General features: G+C 67.1%; 20 protein-coding genes. All 20 read right to left on the bottom strand.

Translation table 11 applies throughout. From position 1 onward, the window contains the following. Positions 1–16: 16 nt before the first annotated feature. Entirely contained in the window at positions 17–1,243 is a 1,227-nt protein-coding gene (locus tag DNK59_RS06915; RefSeq protein ID WP_092320568.1) for a beta-ketoacyl-ACP synthase, read from the bottom strand. Further along, positions 1,243–1,971: a 3-oxoacyl-ACP reductase FabG gene (gene fabG, locus DNK59_RS06920; protein ID WP_110722687.1), complete on the bottom strand. Its 729-nt coding sequence runs from the start codon at positions 1,969–1,971 to the stop codon at positions 1,243–1,245. The genes DNK59_RS06915 and fabG overlap by 1 nt, the downstream gene beginning before the upstream one ends. Next, on the bottom strand, positions 1,968–2,441 hold the full coding sequence (locus tag DNK59_RS06925) for a hotdog family protein (protein ID WP_110722688.1): 474 nt from the start codon (positions 2,439–2,441) through the stop codon (positions 1,968–1,970). Before DNK59_RS06925 ends, fabG begins: the two co-directional genes overlap by 4 nt. Further along, complete coding sequence (locus DNK59_RS06930; RefSeq protein WP_092318920.1) at positions 2,438–3,634, bottom strand: beta-ketoacyl-[acyl-carrier-protein] synthase family protein; 1,197 nt, start codon at positions 3,632–3,634, stop codon at positions 2,438–2,440. The genes DNK59_RS06925 and DNK59_RS06930 overlap by 4 nt, the downstream gene beginning before the upstream one ends. Then, positions 3,631–4,116, bottom strand: coding sequence for a DUF3261 domain-containing protein (locus tag DNK59_RS06935; RefSeq protein ID WP_110722689.1), 486 nt, complete (start codon positions 4,114–4,116; stop codon positions 3,631–3,633). The genes DNK59_RS06930 and DNK59_RS06935 overlap by 4 nt, the downstream gene beginning before the upstream one ends. Continuing rightward, entirely contained in the window at positions 4,113–4,874 is a 762-nt protein-coding gene (locus DNK59_RS06940; protein WP_110722690.1) for a class I SAM-dependent methyltransferase, read from the bottom strand. The genes DNK59_RS06935 and DNK59_RS06940 overlap by 4 nt, the downstream gene beginning before the upstream one ends. Then, positions 4,871–6,118, bottom strand: a complete 1,248-nt coding sequence (locus DNK59_RS06945) for an NAD(P)/FAD-dependent oxidoreductase (protein WP_110722691.1) — start codon at positions 6,116–6,118, stop codon at positions 4,871–4,873. Before DNK59_RS06945 ends, DNK59_RS06940 begins: the two co-directional genes overlap by 4 nt. After that, on the bottom strand, positions 6,105–7,295 hold the full coding sequence (locus tag DNK59_RS06950; protein ID WP_110722692.1) for a sodium:proton antiporter: 1,191 nt from the start codon (positions 7,293–7,295) through the stop codon (positions 6,105–6,107). Before DNK59_RS06950 ends, DNK59_RS06945 begins: the two co-directional genes overlap by 14 nt. Then, positions 7,289–9,631, bottom strand: a complete 2,343-nt coding sequence (locus DNK59_RS06955) for an MMPL family transporter (RefSeq protein WP_110722693.1) — start codon at positions 9,629–9,631, stop codon at positions 7,289–7,291. Before DNK59_RS06955 ends, DNK59_RS06950 begins: the two co-directional genes overlap by 7 nt. Next, a complete protein-coding gene (locus tag DNK59_RS06960) occupies positions 9,615–10,241 on the bottom strand; it encodes an outer membrane lipoprotein carrier protein LolA (RefSeq protein ID WP_256596304.1) in 627 nt (208 codons plus the stop codon). The genes DNK59_RS06955 and DNK59_RS06960 overlap by 17 nt, the downstream gene beginning before the upstream one ends. Before the next feature lie 50 nt (positions 10,242–10,291). Further along, positions 10,292–10,717 carry a thioesterase family protein gene (locus DNK59_RS06965; RefSeq protein WP_092318934.1) on the bottom strand — a complete coding sequence of 142 codons (426 nt, stop codon included), beginning with the start codon at positions 10,715–10,717 and terminating at the stop codon, positions 10,292–10,294. Further along, the gene (gene hutH, locus DNK59_RS06970; RefSeq protein ID WP_110722695.1) at positions 10,710–12,254 is read right to left on the bottom strand and encodes a histidine ammonia-lyase; all 1,545 of its coding nucleotides are present in this window, start codon (positions 12,252–12,254) and stop codon (positions 10,710–10,712) included. The genes DNK59_RS06965 and hutH overlap by 8 nt, the downstream gene beginning before the upstream one ends. Continuing rightward, positions 12,235–13,179, bottom strand: coding sequence for a glycosyl transferase (locus DNK59_RS06975; RefSeq protein ID WP_110722696.1), 945 nt, complete (start codon positions 13,177–13,179; stop codon positions 12,235–12,237). The genes hutH and DNK59_RS06975 overlap by 20 nt, the downstream gene beginning before the upstream one ends. Further along, entirely contained in the window at positions 13,176–13,910 is a 735-nt protein-coding gene (locus DNK59_RS06980; RefSeq protein ID WP_110722697.1) for a glycosyltransferase family 2 protein, read from the bottom strand. The genes DNK59_RS06975 and DNK59_RS06980 overlap by 4 nt, the downstream gene beginning before the upstream one ends. Positions 13,911–13,975: 65 nt before the next feature. Beyond that, the gene (locus DNK59_RS06985) at positions 13,976–15,649 is read right to left on the bottom strand and encodes an AMP-binding protein (protein ID WP_110722698.1); all 1,674 of its coding nucleotides are present in this window, start codon (positions 15,647–15,649) and stop codon (positions 13,976–13,978) included. After that, positions 15,646–16,191, bottom strand: a complete 546-nt coding sequence (locus DNK59_RS06990; RefSeq protein WP_092318944.1) for a hypothetical protein — start codon at positions 16,189–16,191, stop codon at positions 15,646–15,648. Before DNK59_RS06990 ends, DNK59_RS06985 begins: the two co-directional genes overlap by 4 nt. Next, positions 16,188–16,442: an acyl carrier protein gene (locus DNK59_RS06995; RefSeq protein ID WP_047301236.1), complete on the bottom strand. Its 255-nt coding sequence runs from the start codon at positions 16,440–16,442 to the stop codon at positions 16,188–16,190. Before DNK59_RS06995 ends, DNK59_RS06990 begins: the two co-directional genes overlap by 4 nt. A 9-nt stretch (positions 16,443–16,451) precedes the next feature. Beyond that, the gene (locus DNK59_RS07000) at positions 16,452–16,724 is read right to left on the bottom strand and encodes a phosphopantetheine-binding protein (protein WP_011058851.1); all 273 of its coding nucleotides are present in this window, start codon (positions 16,722–16,724) and stop codon (positions 16,452–16,454) included. Further along, on the bottom strand, positions 16,693–17,514 hold the full coding sequence (locus DNK59_RS07005; protein WP_110722699.1) for a 1-acyl-sn-glycerol-3-phosphate acyltransferase: 822 nt from the start codon (positions 17,512–17,514) through the stop codon (positions 16,693–16,695). The genes DNK59_RS07000 and DNK59_RS07005 overlap by 32 nt, the downstream gene beginning before the upstream one ends. Then, a complete protein-coding gene (locus DNK59_RS07010) occupies positions 17,490–18,209 on the bottom strand; it encodes a beta-ketoacyl synthase chain length factor (RefSeq protein WP_092318948.1) in 720 nt (239 codons plus the stop codon). The genes DNK59_RS07005 and DNK59_RS07010 overlap by 25 nt, the downstream gene beginning before the upstream one ends. Between the last annotated feature and the right edge of the window lie 168 nt (positions 18,210–18,377).

Below are 18,377 nucleotides of genomic sequence, written 5' to 3' on the forward strand. Positions count from 1 at the left end.
CCAGTGGGGTTGGGCATCAAGTCCAGCGGCGGAAGATCAACGAGGTGTTGACCCCGCCAAAGGCAAAGTTGTTGTTCATCACGAATTCGTGGCTCATGGCCCGGAAGCCGCCCTGCAGGTAATCCAGCTCGCCGCAGCGTGGGTCGACCTGATCCAGGTTGCAGGTGTGCACGTACAGGTCGCGGTTGAGCATCTCGATGCTGAACCAGGATTCCAGCGCGCCGCAGGCGCCCAGGGTGTGGCCGAGAAAGCTCTTCTGCGAACTGATGGGCATGCGGCTGCCGAACAGGCTGCTGGTGGCCAGGGTCTCGGCGATATCGCCCTGCTCGGTGGCGGTGCCGTGGCCGTTGACATAGCCGATGGCCGAGGGGGCCAGGGCCGCGTCTTCCAGCGCCAGCTCCATGGCCCGGCGCATGGTGCTCTGCTCGGGACGGGTGGTGTGCTGGCCGTCGGCGTTGCTGCCGAAACCGACGATTTCCGCGTGAATGCGCGCGCCACGGGCCAGGGCGTGCTCCAGCTCTTCGAGCACCAGCATGCCGCCGCCTTCACCGATCACCAGGCCGTCGCGGTCGGTGTCGTAGGGCCGGGGGCTGGTGTGTGGCGCATCGTTTTTCAGGCTGGTGGCGTAGAGCGCGTCGAACACCATGGCTTCGGTGGGGCACAGCTCCTCGGCGCCGCCGGCGAGCATCAGCGGCAGACGGCCGAACTTGATCGCTTCATAGGCATAGCCGATGCCCTGGCTGCCGCTGGTGCAGGCGCTGGAGGTGGGAATCAGGCGTCCGGTGAGGCCGAAGAAGATGCTGATATTGGCTGCGGTGGTGTGGGGCATCATGCGTACGTAGGAGTTGGCGTTGAGCCCCTCGGCCACCGAGTTCAGCAGCATGTTGCCGAAGGCCTTGATCTCGTCGGTGCTGCCGGTGGAAGAGCCGCAGGCCACGCCCATGCGCCCGTCCCTGATCGACGGCTCGCCCAAGAGCCCGGCATCGGCCAGGGCCTGCTCGGCGGCGCCGACCGCCAGCCGCGACACCCGGCCCATGCTGCGCAGTTGCTTGCGGGTCCAGTGGCTCGGCACCTGGAAGTCATCGATGGGGCCGGCCAGGCGGGTGTTGAGCTCGCTGAACCGATCCCATTCGTCCATGCGCCGGATGCCAGTGCGGTTGGCGGCAAAGCGCTCGGCGATGCTGGCCCAGTCGTTGCCCAGGGCGGTGATGCCGGCCATGCCGGTGACGACCACGCGTTTCATCAGCACAGGCCCCCGTTCACCGCCAGCACCTGGCGGGTGATGTAGGCGGCCTCGGCGGACATCAGGAAGTTCACCGCCCCGGCCACCTCTTCCGGGGTGCCCATGCGCTGCGCGGGAATCATCTTCATCAGCTCGTCCACCGGCACGTTCTCATCGAGCATGGCGGTGTCGATCAGCCCCGGTGCCACGCAATTGACGGTGATCTTGCGCTTGCCCAGCTCGATGGCCAGGGCCTTGGCCGCGCCGATCAGCCCGGCCTTGGAGGCGCTGTAGTTGACCTGGCCGCGGTTGCCGATCAGCCCCGACACCGAGGTGATGCAGACAATGCGCCCGGCGGCGCGGCGGCGGATCATCGGCATCATCACCGGGTGCAGGACGTTGTAGAAACCGTCGAGGTTGGTGCGCAGCACCTGGTCCCAGTCGTCTTCGCTCAGGGCCGGGAAGGCGCCGTCGCGGGTCAGCCCGGCGTTGAGCACTACGCCGTAATAGGCGCCATGGGCTTCGACGTCGGCCTCCAGGGCCGTCCGGCAGGCTTCCCGGTCCGCTACATCGAATTGCAGAATGCGGGCGCCGCGGCCCAGGGCTTCGATCTCGCCCTTGACGGCTTCGGCTTCGCTGCGGCCGCTGCGGCAGTGCAGCACCAGGTCATAACCGGCCCGGGCCAGACGCAGGGCGATGGCGCGGCCGATGCCACGGCTGGAGCCGGTGACCAGTACGGAGTCAGTCATGAGGGAGTTCCTGTAGAAGAGGCAGGTGTTTCATGCAGATAGTCGGCGGCCTGGGGTGGACGGTACACGTTCAGGCGCGCCGTGGCGGTAATGCCGGGGCCGCTGAGGTGGCATTCGAACACGCCCATGCCGTTGTCGTCTTCGAGGGAGCGCAGGGCGTGGATCTCCAGCAGGCTGTCGACCGGGAAGTGCTCGACATTGCATTCGAACTTGCGCGTGCCCAGCAAAAAGCCCAGCTCCACCGGCAGGCCCTGCTGGCGCGCGCGACAGCCGGCGTAGGCGGCCACGCTCTGGGCCATCAGCTCGACCCCGACCCAGGCCGGCAGGCTGCCGTCGGGGCGGTTGAACAGGCCGCCGGGGCGAACCTGGAGGCGGGTGCGGATCTGTTCTTCATCAAAGGCCAGGACCTGATCGATGAGGATCATGTCCCCGGCGTGGGGCAGCAGTTCGGCGAGCGGCCAGTCGATCATGGGGCGTCTCCGATTATCAGGCTGACGTTGTTGCCACCGAAGGCGAAGGAGTTGCTCATCAGGTGGCGTGGTGAATGCGCCGCCAGCCGGTCGGCCGGGGTCACCCAGTGCAGGGGCGGCAGGGCCGGGTCGGCCGCGCCGTCCCAGACATGGGGTGGCAGCGCCTGGTCGGGGTTGTCGGCGCTCAGGGCCAGCCAGCAGAACGCCGCTTCCAGGGCTCCGGCGGCGCCCAGGGTGTGGCCGCTCATGGGCTTGGTCGAGGAACAGGGCAGGCCCTCGGGGAACAGCTGGGCCACCGCCAGGCTTTCCATGGCGTCGTTGTGCTGGGTGGCGGTGCCGTGCAGGTTCAGGTAGTCGATCTGCTGCGGCTGCAGGCCGGCGCTGCGCAGCGCCAGGCGCATGGCCTGCAAGGCACCGCGGCCATCGGGGGCCGGGGCGGAAATATGGTAGGCATCGGAGCTGGCGCCACCGCCGAGCAGGGCCACAGGGGCGTCGCCGGCGGCCTCCCTGCTCATCAGGAACAGCACGGCCGCCTCGCCGATGTTGATCCCGTCACGGTTGCGCGAGAACGGATTGCAGCGCTGCCCGGATACCGCCTCCAGGGCACTGAAGCCGTTCAGGGTGAGCTTGCACAGGCTGTCGACCCCGCCGCACAGCACGGCGTCGCACAGGCCCAGGTCGAGCAGGCGTCGGGCGCTGATCAGGGCCCGGGCGCTGGAGGTGCAGGCGGTGGAAATCACGTAGGCCGGGCCACGGAGTTGCAGCCACTCGGCAAGAAAGTTCGCCGGCGCGCTGAGCTCCTGCTGGCGGTAGTCGTAGTCCGCCGGGAATTGCCGGTCCTGCAGGTAACGGGCAATGCCGCGGCTGGCCTCGTCGATGCCCGAGGTGCTGGTGCCCAGGACGATGCCGATGCGGCCATGGCCGTAGCGCTGGATCGCCTGGCGGATGTCGTCCTCGATCTGCAGCGTGGCCTCCAGCAACAGCTGGTTGTTGCGGCTGCTCTGCGCTTGCAGGCCGGCCGGCATGCTGGCCAGCGCGCCGCGCACCGCCGCCACCGGCAAAGTGCGTTCGGGCACCCAGTGGCTTTCGTCGCGCAGGCCCGAACAGTCGCCGGCAAACAGGCTGCGGGCGACTTCCCGGCGATTGCGGCCCAGGGCGCAGATCACCCCGAGGGCATTGAGGTAGGCCGTCATGGGGTGGCCTCGGTACTCAGTGCAGTGATGTGGTAGTGCGGGCCTTGAGGCAGGTTCAACTCGAAATCCAGAGGTTGTTGATAGTCAATCCGCCAGCGTGGGCCGAGGGTACGTTGGGCGCCTTGCTGAAGGGCGCCCGGGTAGTTGGCGGCCAGTTCCGCCTCGGGTGTGAGGGCGAACAGCAGCGCTGCGAACAGTTCCCGGGCCTCCGGGTTGGGGGGCAGCAGACCATCGGCCTGCCACTGGCCGGCCACCAGGCGCTGACGGGCCTGGGGAATGCCCAATGGGTCCATCAGCGACCAGCGCAGGTCCGGGCCTTCGGCCTGGATCACCAGCAGCCAGTCCTGGCGCTGATCCCCGGCCTGGCGCTGCACGTGCAGTTGCAATGGCAGGGCCAGCGAGGGCGTGTGCTCGGGCAGCGGCGCCTGACTGACGCAAGCGCTCAACAACAAGACACAACCGAGCAGCAGGGCGCGGATCATGCGGGCAGGCCTTCCTCGACAGCGGCGGGTTCCAGGGGCTTGCGGGCCACTACGTTGACCAGGGTTTCCTCGCGCTGGCCCACCGGCGGCGGCTGGCGCAGGCCAAGGCGCTCCAGCAGGCCGAAGTCCTTGGCGCGGCTCCACCACAGGTAGGGATAAGACACGTTCTGCGGGCCGAATTCAAAGCCCTGCCGACGAATCATCTGCAAATATTCGGCGGCGCTTTTCTGCACATGCATCGGATGGCGGAACAGCCAGCGGATCACCCAGGTATCGATGTAGGCCTCGGTGGATTCGGCGAACAGCAGGTAGCCCCCGGGCTTGAGCACCCGGTAGAACTCGGCCAGGGCCTTTTCCTGTTCCACCAGGTGATGGAAGGTCTGATGGCAGAACAGCAGGTCGACACTGGCGTCGGCCAGTTGCAGGGTCGCGCAGTCGCTGCCGATCAGTTCCACCGGCAACTGCTGGCGTTTGGCTTCCTCGGCGCTGAGCTTGAGGCTGTGAGGGTCGGCATCGATCCCGATCAGGCGCTGCGGGGCGAACACCTGGCGCAGGTGCTGGAACGACTTGCCCTGGCCGCAGCCGGCATCCAGCAGCACCGGATGGGCCGGCGGCTCGCCGTCGAACAACGAACGCAGGTCGTTGATCGCCACCCGCAGCACATGGTGCTGCCAGGTGTGGCTGCGCAGGAACCAGAAGCCGAAGCGGGTTTCCTCGACGTAGCTGGGGCTCAGGTACTGGCTGCTCTGCTCGCTCATGCCACGTCCCTCGCGCAGACTTCCGATAGGGCCTTGAGCCGGCGCTTGGGCTCGCTGACGAAGGGGTTGCGTTCATCCCAGGCGTAACCGGCGAGGATCGAACTGATCATGCGGCGGATCTCCGGCGAGCTGCCCGGGTGGTAGATCACGTCCTGGAAGGTGCCGGCGTACCAGCCCTCGACGTAGCAGCGGAAGGTGTCGACGCCGCGCTTGAGCGGCTCGGCGAACTCACTCGCCCAGTCGACGCGTTCGCCCTGCAATTGCCGGTGCAGCACGGCGGCGGCCATGCTCGATGAACGCATGGCGATGGTCACTCCGGAGGAGAACACCGGATCGAGGAATTCCGCGGCATTGCCCAGCAGCGCAAAGCCCGGGCCGTGCAGGGTAGTGACGTTGGCCGAGTAGCCGCCGATGGTCCGCGCCGGGGTGTCCCACTCGGCGTTTTCCAGGACCCTGGCCAGGCTCGGGGTTTGCTCGATGAAGCCGCGCAGGCAGGCGTCCAGGTCGCCATCGTGTCCGGCGAAGTGTTGATCGGCGGCCACCACGCCCACCGAGCAGCGGCCGTTGCTGAAGGGGATGGTCCAGAACCAGATGTCGCGGTGTTGCGGGTGGGTGGTGATGAGGATCTTGTCGCGGTCGAAATGCTCGCAATCGATGCGGTCTTCGACATGGGTGAACACCGCCCGGCGTACCGGGAAGTTCGACGGCGCTTCCAGCTCCAGCAGGCGCGGCAGCACCCGGCCGTAGCCGCTGGCGTCGAGGATGAAATCGGCCTCGATGCGGTACTGGCTGCCGTCCTCGCGACGGCAGTCGAGCTGGGGCAACGGCCGCTCCAGGTCCACCGCGATGATCTCCTCGCCGTAGCGGATCTCGACCCCTTGCAGCGCCGCCTGATCGGCCAGCAACTTGTCGAAGTCGGCGCGCTGCACCTGGAAGGTGGTGGGCTTGCCTTGGCTGAAGGTGTCGCCGAAATCGAAGGTGCTGTAGTGCTCGCCCCAGGCGAATGCCGCGCCGTTTTTCAGCTGGAATCCAGCAGCCTGCACCGCCTCCAGCATCCCGGCTTGCTCGACGAAATCCAGGCAGTGGGACAGCAGGCTTTCGCCGATGGAGAACCGCGGGAAATGTTGCCGCTCGACGATCAGCACGTCGTGGCCCTGGCGCTTGAGCAGCGCGGCCGCGATGGCCCCGGAGGGGCCGGCACCGATCACCACGACCTGGCGACGTTGCATTTCAACTGTTGGCACTGGGGCTCCTTGCCGGTTTGGCGATGTTCAGATTCAAGGGGGCGACGTGTGGCGTTGCCTGGGGCGTTCGATGCATCCCGGCCAGGGCCGGCAGCAGGGTGGCGATCAGGCCCATGAGCATCAGCGCGAAGTACAGCGCCGGGCTGATCAGCTGTTGTTGCAGCAGCAGGTTGAGAAAGACGATCTCGCTCAAACCGCGAATGTTCAGCAGCAGGCTTTCCCGCCAGCGGCTGGCGCCCGCGAAGGAGGCGCCGGCCCAGTGCAGGCCCAGCCAGTTGCCCAGCAGCTTGCTGGCAATCGGCAGCACCAGCAGCGCCGCCAGTTGCACCCAGCCGAGGCTGTCCATGGCGCTGTGCACGTTGATCTGCACGATGCCGAACGTGAGGATCAGCGGGATGGCGACAAAGGTCTGCAAACGGTTCATCCAGGCAGCCTTTAACGGCAGCACCAGCGGCAGCTTGAGGGCGGCCATGCACAGCAGGTAGCCGATGCCGAAGATCAGCGCATTGAGCTTGTAGTGCTCGGCCACCACCAGCAGGGCGAAGAACCCCAGGCTGTGCAGCAGTGGCTGGTGCAGGCCCAGGCCACGCAGCAGCAACGGCAGGCAGGCGCCGCCCAGGGGCAGCAGCAGGCTGGCAAGGTGCAGGCTGCCCTGGGCCAGGGCGAACAGGCTCCAGCAGGTCAGGTCGATGAGGATCGCCGTCTGCACCAGGCGCCGGGTGGCGGCGGGCGGGTACTGGATGTGCCGCAGGTACAGGTAGAGCACCGGGATTGCCGTGATGGCGAACAGCAGGCCCAGCGCCAGGGAGCTGATCCAGGGTTGCGCCGGCAGCAGCCAGAAGGCCGTGGCCAGGCCGCAGGCGAAGGGAATGCCGAAGCTCGGCACGGCGATCTTCAGGCTCTGGCGGTCCAGGCGCAGGTCGATCACATCGCTGAGGATATGCCCCAGCAACAGGGCGAAGCTCAGGCCGTACAGGTGCTTGAGCCATTGCGGCGCCACCAGCTGCGCGCCACTGAGCTGCCAGTGCGGCTCGATCCACAGCAGCATCAGCAGCGGCAGGCCGAAGGTCGCCAATAGCAGTTGGCTGACGATGGGAATCAGGCCCAGGTGCCGCCCGAGATGGGTGGCCAGGGCGAACAGCCCCAGGGCCAGCAGCCAGAACAGCAGGGTCAGCATGGGTTGCGCTCCGCCTCGGGCGTCGGGTGCGGCGTGTGCCCGGCCCAGGGCGCGAGGATAAAGCTGAAGGCCAGCCCCAGGCTTACCGCCAGCCCGAAGTTGCTCACCGCCGGGGTGCTGGATACCGCCAGCAGCCCGAACGACAGCCAGGTGGTCAGGGCCGCCAGCAGGGTGCCCAGCAGGCTAACGGCGGCACCGCCGATCTGCTCGCGCATGAGGATCGCGTAGTCGACGCTGATGGCGGTTACCAGCAACAGGCCGAACAGGCTGAACAGGGTCAGCGGCTGCCCCAGCCAGCCGAGGCTGGCCAGGCTGCACAAGGCTGCCAGCAATGGCAGCGCCACCAGACGCAAGGCACCGCCGACGCCGAAGGGCAGGATCAGCAGCAGCACGATCAGCACGCAGGAGGCCAGCTTGAGTTCGGCGGCGCTGACCTGGGTTGCGGCAAACACCCGGTTCAACTCACCTAGGCGGTCCACCAGTTGCACCCCGGGCAGGTCATGGGCCTGGACCTGCAGCAGGGCAGCGTCGTTCAGGCCTTGCAGACTGACCATGGCCGCCACGCCGTCGGCATTGGGCCCCAGCCACAATGGGCGATAAGGCTCGGCCAGGGGCCCGGCCAGGGCGCTGTCGATATCGGCTACGGGCAAGTCCTGCAGTTGCTGCAATTCGGCCTGCAGCGCCGCCAGTGGCACCCCCAGTTGCAGCAGCGGCTGCCAGACGTTCGGCAGTTGCTTGAGCGCTTCGCGTACCTGCTGTTGTTCGGCGGGTTGGCCAAGCAGTTGCTCCAGAGAAAGGTAGCCCTTGAGCTTGCCCAGGTTCACCAGCTGTTGCAGGCGTTCGTCCAGGCTTTTCAGGCGTTGCAACAGCTGTGGCTGGTCGGCGGCGCGCACCAGAAAGAACTGGCTGGTGGGTTGATAGCCGGTGATCCGGGCAATGGCCTGGGCCTCTTGCAGCAGTTGCGGCGGCGCGCCGACCCACTGGCGGATGTCGTTCTTGCTTTCCAGTTGCCACAGGCCGCCGGCGCAGAACAGCGCCAGCAGGGCCAGCAGCACCGGGCTCGGCACACGCTTGAGCAGCGCCTCGCGCACGCTGAGCAAGGTTTCGGCGACCCGCAGCGGCCATTGCGCCGGATGCAGCTCGACGCCCTTGAGCAGCGCCGGCAGCAGGCACACCGCCGACAGGTAGGCCCCCAGCAGGCCGGCGGCGGAGAACGCGGCGATCTGGGTCAGGGCCGGAAACGGGGTCCAGGCCAGGGCCAGGTAGCCGATGCAACTGGTGATCAGGCTCAGGCTCAGCCCCGGCAGGGTCAGGCGCAGGGCCGGCCAGCTGCGCCAGGGTTTCAGGCTCCAGCTCTTGGACAGGTAATGCAGCGGGTAGTCGACGGCCACGCCGATCAGGCTCGACCCCAGCACCAGGGTCATCACGTGCATGTGGCCGAACAGGGCGACACAGGCCACCGCGCCGAACAGCATGCCCACCAGCACCGGGACGAAGGCCAGCAAGGCGCGCCAGCGGCGAAAGGCCAGGAGCAGCAGCAACAGGATCCCCAACGTCGCGCCACCGCCAACCCAGGTGATTTCGCGGCTGGCCTGCTGCTGACCGTTGGCGGCGTACAGCAGGCCACTGGCGGCCAGCAGCTGGACATCGCCCTGGCTCGCCTGTTCCCGGCTGTGGCGCAGCAGCTCGGCCACTTGCAGGGGCAACTGCATGTCGAACGCGTTGCCGCGGGTATGGGCCCGCAGCAGCACCCAGTGCCGGCCCTCGGCTTCGGCCACCAGGGCGCCGCTGCCGATATCCAGTTGCACCGCGCCATGTTGCGGCTGGCTGTTCTGGATGCGTCCGGTCAGGCCTAGCCAGTCGTCCTGGCTCGGCACCAGGGAGAAGCCGGCAAAGGGGTCGAACAGGCTTTGCACCCGCTGCTCGATGAACGCCTGGGGCTGGTTGATCAACTGCTCCCGGTCCTTGGCCGCGAGCATCGCCAGTCGTCCCTGGAGCAATTGCTTGCGCAAGGCCGGCAGGTCGGCCTGGAGGTTCCACTGCACCTTGTCGAACAGCCCGCTGGCCTGCCACTGCTCGGCCAGCTGGCGGGCCATGTCCACCGCCTGCGGGCGCTCGGCGTGCCCTACCAGCACCAGGATTTCCCGGTTCAGCGGCTCTTGCATGCGTTGTTCGGCCAGCAGCTCCAGGGCGTCGGGAGCGGTGCCGGGCACCAGCTCCATGAGGTTGGCCGACAGCGGCGCGCCGTGGCGCCACTGCCAGGCACCCAGGGCCAGCACCGCCAGCAGCAGGATCAGGAAAACACGGGGCAGCCAGCGCTCACTCGGCAAAATCATGTTGCTCCGCTTCGCTCAAGGGCAGGGCGCTGCTGCTGTCCTGCATGATCAGCAGGGTGCGGTCGCCCTGGGCTTCCAGCAGCTCGATGCGTTGCACCAGTGCGCCGCCGTCGATGTTGATCTGGTTGAAGATCTGTTTCAGCAGCAGGGAGCGGGGGATCAACTGCAGGTGCCAGTCTTCGGCGCTGCCTTGCAGCTTGAGCTCGAAGTCCCGTTGCAGGCCGCTGCTGTCGCCTTGCAGCACGGCCAGGAACAGCCGGTTCTGCTCGGCCCCGGCGCTCTTGCCCGGGAGCATCTGCCAGCTGCTGGCATCGCGCCGGGCAATGCCGGCGGCGGTGATGCGGTAGTCCTGCTGCAGCGGGGTTTGCAGCAGCCACAGCAGGCCGTGGTTTTTCGCCAGGACGAAGTGGCCCTTGCTGGTCAGCGGCTGGGGCAGGGCGCGCAGGTGTTTTTCCTGGATGAAGCGGCCGTGGATCACCTCCGGCCGCGACAGCTGGTCGCTCAACTGTTGCAGATCGAAGGCCTGGGCCAACCCCGGCGCTGCCAACAACACCAATAGCGTAGGAGCGAGCTTGCTCGCGAACCGCCGCACCACGGTAATCAGCTTCATGCAGCGGACAGACCGACCGACGCTTTTCGCGAGCAAGCTCGCTCCTACGGTCACGGTAGGGCCCTCGCCACGGCGTCGGTGAAGACCTTGGGCGAGGCCAGCTGCATTTCCCGGCTGGCGATCTCCACCGCCACCTGCACCGAACTGGCGCGGGTCAGGCGCTCGCCACTGGCCAGGTCGGTGATCAGGTAGTTGATCTTCAGACGGTTCTCCCACTCCACCAGGCTGGCGCGCACGTTCAGGGTCTGGCCGAACACCGCGCCGCGCACGTAGCGCAGTTGCAGGTCGATCACCGGCCAGGCATAGCCGGATTCGAGCATCTGGTTGTAGTTGTGGCCGAGCTTGTCCAGCAGGGCGCAGCGGGCCACTTCCAGGTACTTGACGTAATGCCCGTGCCAGACGACATGCATGGTGTCGACGTCGAAGAACGGCACCAGGATCTGGGTGTCGGCGTGGATCACTCCCTTGCTACGCATGCAGCCTCCAGTGTTGTTCGCTGATGCGCTGCAGGCACAGGCGCAGTTCGCGCTCCAGGGCGCGGTCCTCGATCACCGGCGCGAAGTCCGCGGCCAGTTGCCGGTGCATGGCATCCAGGGCCGGCGGCAGTGGCCGGCCATCGGTTTCCTGGCTGCGCAGCCAGACCCCCTGGTTGGCCGCGAGCAAGGTGGCGGCGGCCACTTGTTCGGTCAGCTCCAGAACCCGGATGGCGTCGCGGGCGGCGATGGTGCCCATGCTCACCTTGTCCTGGTTGTGGCACTCGGTGGAGCGTGAGAACACGCTGGCCGGCAGGGTGTTCTTCAAGGCTTCGGCGGTCCAGGCGCTGGCGCCGATCTGCACCGCCTTGAAGCCGTGATTGAGCATGGCGCGTTCGGCGCTGGCGCCGGACAGGTTGCTCGGCAGGCCGTGGTTGTAGCGCACGTCCACCAGCAGCGCCAGTTGCCGGTCCAGCAGGTCGGCGACGTTGGCCACCAGGTTCTTCAGGCTGTCCATGGCAAAGGCGATATGTCCGCCATAGAAGTGCCCACCGTGCAGCACGCGCTCGGCTTCGGCGTCGATGATCGGGTTGTCGTTGGCGCTGTTGAGTTCGGTTTCGATGAAGCCCCGCAGCCAGTTCAGGCTGTCGGCCAGCACCCCCAGCACATGGGGCGCGCAGCGCAGCGAGTAGCGGTCCTGCAGGCGGTGCAGGGGCGCGGTCGGCGCGTCGATCGCCAGGTCCTGGCGCAGCCACGCGGCCACTTGCATCTGCCCCGGGTGCGGCTTGGCGGCGAACAGGCGCTCGTCGAAGTGCTCCGGGTTGCCTTGCAGCGCCACCACGTTGAGGGCGGTGATGCGGGTCGCCAGGTGCAGCAGGTAGTCGGCGCGGGCGAAGGCCAGGCAGGCCAGCCCGGTCATCACTGCGGTGCCGTTCATCAGCGCCAGGGCTTCCTTGGGCCGCAGCACCAAAGGCTCCCAGCCCAGCTCGCGGTGCACGTCGGCGGACTCACGACGCTCGCCACGGAACAGCACCTCGCGTTCGCCGGACAGGGTCGCCGCCACATAGGACAGCGGCGTCAGGTCGCCGCTGGCGCCCACCGAGCCCTCTTCGGGGATCAGCGGCAGGATGTCCTGGTCGAGGAAGGCTTGCAGGCGCTCCAGCAGTTCCACCCGCACCCCGGACACACCGTGGCACAGCGACTGCAAGCGTGCCGCCAGCACCGCGCGAGTGGCCTGGGCGTCCAGCAGCTTGCCCAGGCCGCAGCCGTGGAAGGTATACAGATGACGGGGCAGGGCCTCGACGTGTTGCAGCGGCACCGCCACCACGCAGGAGTCGCCGTAGCCGGTGGTCACGCCATAGATCACCCCTTCCTTGTCCAGCAGGGAATCGAGGAACTGCGCGCCCTTGGCGATCCGCTGGCGCCAGGCGGCGTCGTCTTGCAGGCGGGTCGGCGCCTGGCGGTTGGCCAGGGCCAGCACGTCTTCGATGCGCAAGGGGTGTTCGCCGAAGGTTACCGGCTCATGGGTCGAGGTCGTCATCGGTCTTCCAGAATGGGTAAAAGTTGAACCATTGTTGCGGTGCCTGCAGGCAGTACTGGCCCAGGCGCTCGGCGTAGCGGGCGGTCCACTGGGCGATCACCTGCTGGCGGTCGTTGCGCTTCCACTGCACGGCTTCGGCGAAGGGTTCGAGGGTCACCTGATAGCGGCCCTGCTGTTTCAGGCACAGCAGCAGGTTGACTGGGCACTTGAGCAGCCCCGCCAGCAGCCAGGGCCCCTGGGGGAAGGCCGCCGGATGGCCGAGGAAATCCACCCGCACATTGCGCCCGCCGTGCAGCGGCACACGGTCGCCGGCAATCGCCAGCCACTCGCCGTGATCCAGGCGCTGGCTCAGTTGCAGCATGATCGCCGGGTCCAGCTCGCTGACCTGGATCAGCCGCAGGTGGCTGGCCCCGGCTTCGCCCAGCAGGCGGTTGAAGCGTTCGGCGTGCTTGGTGTGCACCAGCACGTTCATGGTCACCTGCTCCCCCAGCTCGGCCAGGGCCCGGCACACTTCCAGGTTGCCCAGGTGCGCGCCCACCAGCATCTGCCCGCGCTCGCCGCGCAGTTGATGGCGCAGTTGCGCCGGGTCGATGATCTCGATCTGTTCGATGCGCAACTTGCCGTTCCACACGTCGAGCTTGTCCAGCAGGGCATCGGCAAAGGCCATGAACTGAGCGAACACCCGCCAGTGGCTGGGGTGCAATTCCGCGCGTCCGCTCCATTGCGCCAGACGCTGCTGGTACTGCCAGATGCTGCGCCGGGCGCGGCGGCCGAACAGGAAGAAATAGAACACGATGACGTACAGCACCGGGCTCAGGATGCGGCGTCCCAGGACCCGCACGCCGAAGGCGGTGAGCTTCATCAGCCAGAAGCTGCCGCGTTCCTGGTGCTCGGCCCAGTGTTGGTTGGGAGGCGTCTGGCTCATGGGCGCCACCGGCGCCAGAGGATCAGCGGCAGGCGCGCCAACATGCCGAAGAACAGCTTGGCGTGCATCTTCGAGATCAGCGCGTTGTCGTGGAACAGGCGAAAGTGCGAGAGGCCGTCCTGCGGGTAGTGCACCCGGGTCGGCAGCCAGTGCATGGGCTGGTTGCGCCAGGACAGGCGCACCAGGATCTCCGGGTCGAAGTCCATGCGCCGTCCCAGTTGCACCGAGTCGATCAGGGCCAGCGCCGCAGGCAGGGGATAGACCCGGAAGCCGCACATCGAATCGGGGATCTGCAGTGACAGGCTGTTGATCCAGACCCAGACATGGGTCAGGTAGCGGGCATACAGGCGGCCCTTGGGCACGCTGGCGTCGTACTGTGGATAACCGCAGATCAGCGCCTCGGGATCGGCCTGGGAGCGCTGGATGAAGTTATCCACATCCGTGAGGTCGTGCTGGCCGTCGGCGTCCACCTGCAGGGCGTGGCTGAAGCCCAGCTGCGCGGCTTCGCGCAGGCCGGCCATGACCGCGCCGCCCTTGCCCTGGTTGATCGCCAGGCGGATCAGGAACACCTGCTCGCGCTCGGCCATTTGTTCCAGCACCGCCGCGCAGGCCGGGCTGCTGGCATCGTCCACCAGCACGCAGGGCAGGCCCCGGGCCAGGAGCGCTTCGACCACGGCGGGCACGGCGGTTTCATGGTTGTAGACCGGGATGACGGCGCAGGGATTATGCATGGAGGCGGGCCCCTGCACGGTAGGCGCTGGCTTGCCAGCGAATCCCGGGTTCAACGCCCGACAACTTATCCACAGCTGGCCTCCAGCACGATGCGCCCGCTGGAACAGGGAACGCCGTCATTGAGGTAGGCGAAATACAGTTTCTGGCGCTGGGCATCGAAGCGCAGGTTGAGCTGGATGCGATCACCGGGGCGCACCAGTTGCTGGAACTTCAGCACTTCCATGCCGGCGAAGCGGCCCGGCAGTTCCAGCAGTTGCTGGCCCAGGGCCAGGGCCCAGTCCACTTGCACGACCCCCGGCAGCACCGGGGTGGCGGGGAAGTGCCCACTGAAGTAGGCCAGGTCCGGCGGTACCGCCAGTTGCAGTTGCCATTCGTCGGCGTGCTGCACCTGCTCCAGCACTTCCGGGGCTTGCGGACGCGGCGCCAGCAACAGGGTCTGGACCTCGGCCTGGGGCAGCTTGCCCTGGTTGTTCAGCGGCAGTTGCCGCACCAGGCGCCAGCGTCGCGGCAGGGCCAGGGCCTCACAATGCCGGGACAGGTGCTGGCGCAGGGCCTGGGTCAGGTGGCGCCGGCCCTGATTGCGCAGGGCATGCAGGCCGGACTCGCTGAGCACCAGCAGGGCGCCGAGGTAGGCGCGGTTGTCTTCGACCACCCCCAGGCGCGCTTCCGCCACCCAGTCGTGGCTTTCCAGGGCCTGTTCCAGCATCGGCAGGGAGATGCGTTTTTCTTCCAGTTTGACGATGCGGTCCAGGCGGCCCAGCAGCTCGAAGCGGCCGTCGGCGGCTATGCGCGCGGCATCGGCGGTGTGTTCGACATGCCCGGCCGGCAGATAGGGCGAGGCGATCAGCAGCGCGCCGTCACTGTCCTGGCTCAGTTGGACACCGGCAAAGGGCTGCCACGGGGTGTCGCCCTGGCGCCAGGCAATGCCGCCGGTTTCCGAGCTGCCGAGGATCTCCGTTGGCCATTGCTGCAAGCGTTGTTGCAGGCTGGCGGCGGCGTCGGCGGGCAAGGCGCCGCCGGAAGAAAATACCCGTCGTACCTGGCTCAGGGCCGGCCAGTCGAGGTTGTCGCCCATGCGCTTGAGCAGCGCCGGGCTGGCCACCCAGGCAAAGGCCGGGCATTCGCGGCTGGCCCGTTGCAGGTCTTCGGGGAAAGGCAGTTGGCGGCGCACGAAGGGGCGCCCGGCGCACAGCGGCCAGAGCACGCGGAACAGCAAGCCGTAGATGTGCTGGGTGGCGACGCTGCCGATGATCCAGGCCGGGCCCAGGTCGGCGCCCCACAGTTGTTCCAGGGCGCTGACCTCGTTGGCCAGCTGGCGCAGGCTTTTGTCGATGCGCTTGGGCTCGCCGCTGGAGCCGGAGGTGCACAGGCTCAACTGGCAGGCGTCCAGGTCCAGCTCGGCCGGCTCCAGGGGCTGGGCCTGCAACTGTTGCAGGTGGGTGTCCTGATCGGTCAGCCACAGGTCGACGTCCGCCGCCCAGCGCTGGCGGGTCTGGGGCTGCAGGTCGGCGGGCAGTAGCACGCTGACCCCGGCACGCCAGGCGCCGAGCAAGGCCACGGCCAGGTCCACGGCGTCTTCCAGGTGCAGCGCCAGGCGCTTCACGCCGCGCTGTTGCAGGGCGCCGGCCAGGCTCAGGGCCTGTTGCTGCAGATCCTGCAGGTTGATCCCGGGCTGGGCACTGACCACTCGCGGTGCTTGGGTCCTGAGCAACAGCCGCTCAAGGGCAATCCAGTTCATCTACGGCCTCGTACCCGTTGTCGTAAAAGCCATTCAATGGCAAACAGCAGACCCATCAGCCCGTAGGCGATCAGGCCGTTGTACAACGTCCACCAGCTCAGCGGCGCCCACAGGGTCAGGGCCGCGGCGAGCACGCCGTTACAGAGGAAAAACACACTCCAGGCGATGGTCACCTGGCGGGTATAGCGTATGGCTTTCTCCGGCAGGTCCGGCTCGCCAAGGCGCGCCAGGCGTTCCGCCACCGGTGGGCCATATTTCAGGCTCAGGCCGAACAGGCCGAGCATGAAGCTGCTGATCAGCACCGGGTACCAGCGCAGCAGCGCCGGGTTGTCGAACCAGGCCAGGAGCAGGCAGAAGACGATCGCCGCCAGGGCCATCCACAGGCTGCCGGGACGGCGTTCGCCGGTCAGCGCCCGGGCCAGCCACAGGCCGCCCAGCAGCAGGCCGAACTGCCAGGGAGCGAAGTGCTCCATGCCGAAGTACACCGCGAAGGGGTAAAGCAGGCCGGCCAGCAACAAGCCCAGGCCGATCAGGCGGCTCATGCGGCCGGCTGGACCAGACGGTAGACCGCCTCGACTACGTCGTTGACGGTGCGCACCGACTTGAATTCCTCGGCGGCGATTTTCTTGCCGGTCTGACGCTTGATGTGGTCGATCAGGTCGACGGCGTCGATGCTGTCGATTTCCAGGTCCTGGTACAGGTTGGAGTCCAGGCTGATGCTCTCGGGTTCCAGTTCGAAGAGTTCGACCAGGGCATCGCGCAGGGTGTTGAAGATGTCGTCACGGGTTTGCATGGTCGGTTCTCAAGCTGCCTGTTTTGCAGTGACGAACGCCGCAAGGCTCGCCACGTTACTGAAGTGGTTGCGGGTGTCCTTGGCGTCGGCATCGATCTTGATGCCGTACTTTTTCTGGATCGCCAGGCCCAGTTCCAGGGCGTCCACCGAGTCCAGGCCGAGGCCTTCGCCGAACAGCGTCTGATCGTTGCCGATGTCCTGGGCGCTGATGTCTTCGAGGCCCAGGGCGTCGATGATCAGCAGTTTGATTTCAAGCATCAGGTCCGGGTGTGTATCGCTCATCTCTGGCGAGCTCCTTAATGAAGTAGTGGTGCAAGTGCTCATTGAGCTTGCGCGAAGCCTGGGGCGCCGGGCCTTGGGCGGCAAAGGTCTGTGGGTCTATATCGGCACCGACGTGAAAACTGAAGTGCACACGGCGTGATGGGATGCGGTACCAGGGCTCGGCCTTGGTCAGGGTGCTGGGGCTGACCCGGATCACTACCGGAGTGATGATTTTCGCACCGCGCAGGGCGATGGCCGCGGCTCCCCGATGAAAGGCCGGGGCGCTGCCGGGCTGGGTGCGGGTGCCTTCGGGAAAGACGATCAGGGTCTGGCCCTCCTGCAGTGCCCCGGAGGCCGCATCGAGCATGTCCATGCTGCCGTCATTGCTGATGTACTGGGTGGCGCGCACCGGGCCGCGGGTGAAGGGGTTGCTCCACAGGCTCTGCTTCACCACGCAGTTGGCGTCGCGCACCAGGCCGATGAGGAACACCACGTCGATCAGCGACGGGTGGTTGGCGATGATCATCTGCCCCGGTCGCCCGAGCCGCTCGGCGCCCTGCACCTTATAGGTGAGCACGCCGCTCCTGGCCATGAAACGGATGAACAGCCAGAACAGCCGGCTGACGGTGTTGCGCGCCCGCTGGCGATGGCTGTGGGCATCGCCGGGCAGGCAGGCGAGCAGCGGGAAAATCACCAGGCGCAGGCACAAACCACCTATTCCGAACAGGGCAAAGCTCAGGGCGGTGGCCATCAGGCGCCAGTAGTAGGCATTGCGGCCCTTGGCACTCAGTGCTGGTGTTGCCAGGTCCATACACGATTCATCCAGGCATGTTGGCAAGTGTTCTGTGCACCGAGCAGCAGGCGCAGCAGGTTCAAGGCGTGGGGCCACGGGGCCTTGGGGGTTTGACCGTCGTCGCTGCCCAGGGACAGCTGCCAGTCGTCGCCTGGGGTCAGCAGCAGGCCCAGGGCGTAGGGAAAGGGCACGTCGTCGATCCAGTTGGCATAGGCTTCGGGCGGCTGTTCCTCGGTGATGACCAGGAGCACGTGGGGCGCGCCCTCGGCCAGCAGGGTGGCGGCTTCCAGCAGGCCGTGTTCCAGGCCATCGCCGGCGGCGGCCAGGGCGGTCATCTCGCTGGTTTCACCGCGCATGATCGACCACAGGCCGATCACCGCGTTGTGCACCGACAGGCTGAACTGGGTGGGCGACAGCGGCTGCTCGGCGGCCAGGTCGCTGAGGATCTCGAAGGTGCGCGGGGTTTCGCCATGCCGGGAGATGAACACCAGCGGCAACTGTTCCAGGCCCTCGGCCAGGGGCCAGCCGACGCTGAAGGCCATGCGCGCCAGGCGGCTGAGGCGCCGCCGTTGCATGGCGGGCAGAAAGGACACATCGGGAGCGGCATCGCTGCTTTGCGGCAGGGTCGGCTGGTGGCTCCAGGCCTGCCAGGCGTCCACGCTTTCGAGCCCAGGGGCCCACGCACGCCATTGAGCGATGTTGAACTTGATCACTTGATTTCATCCCGCCCCTGCGGGCTTCCTTGACGCGGTGTATCGCTTCGATTGGCGATTGACCTGAGTGACGCGAAGGCGTCAGTGGCGCGCATTATCCCGGTGCGACTGGCTTGTAGCAAATGCTGCTTGGGTTGTTGGTCGCAAAAGCGCCGAATGTGCCCTGGG

This window comes from Pseudomonas sp. TKO26 (assembly GCF_003225665.1).
Taxonomy (GTDB): domain Bacteria; phylum Pseudomonadota; class Gammaproteobacteria; order Pseudomonadales; family Pseudomonadaceae; genus Aquipseudomonas; species Aquipseudomonas saponiphila.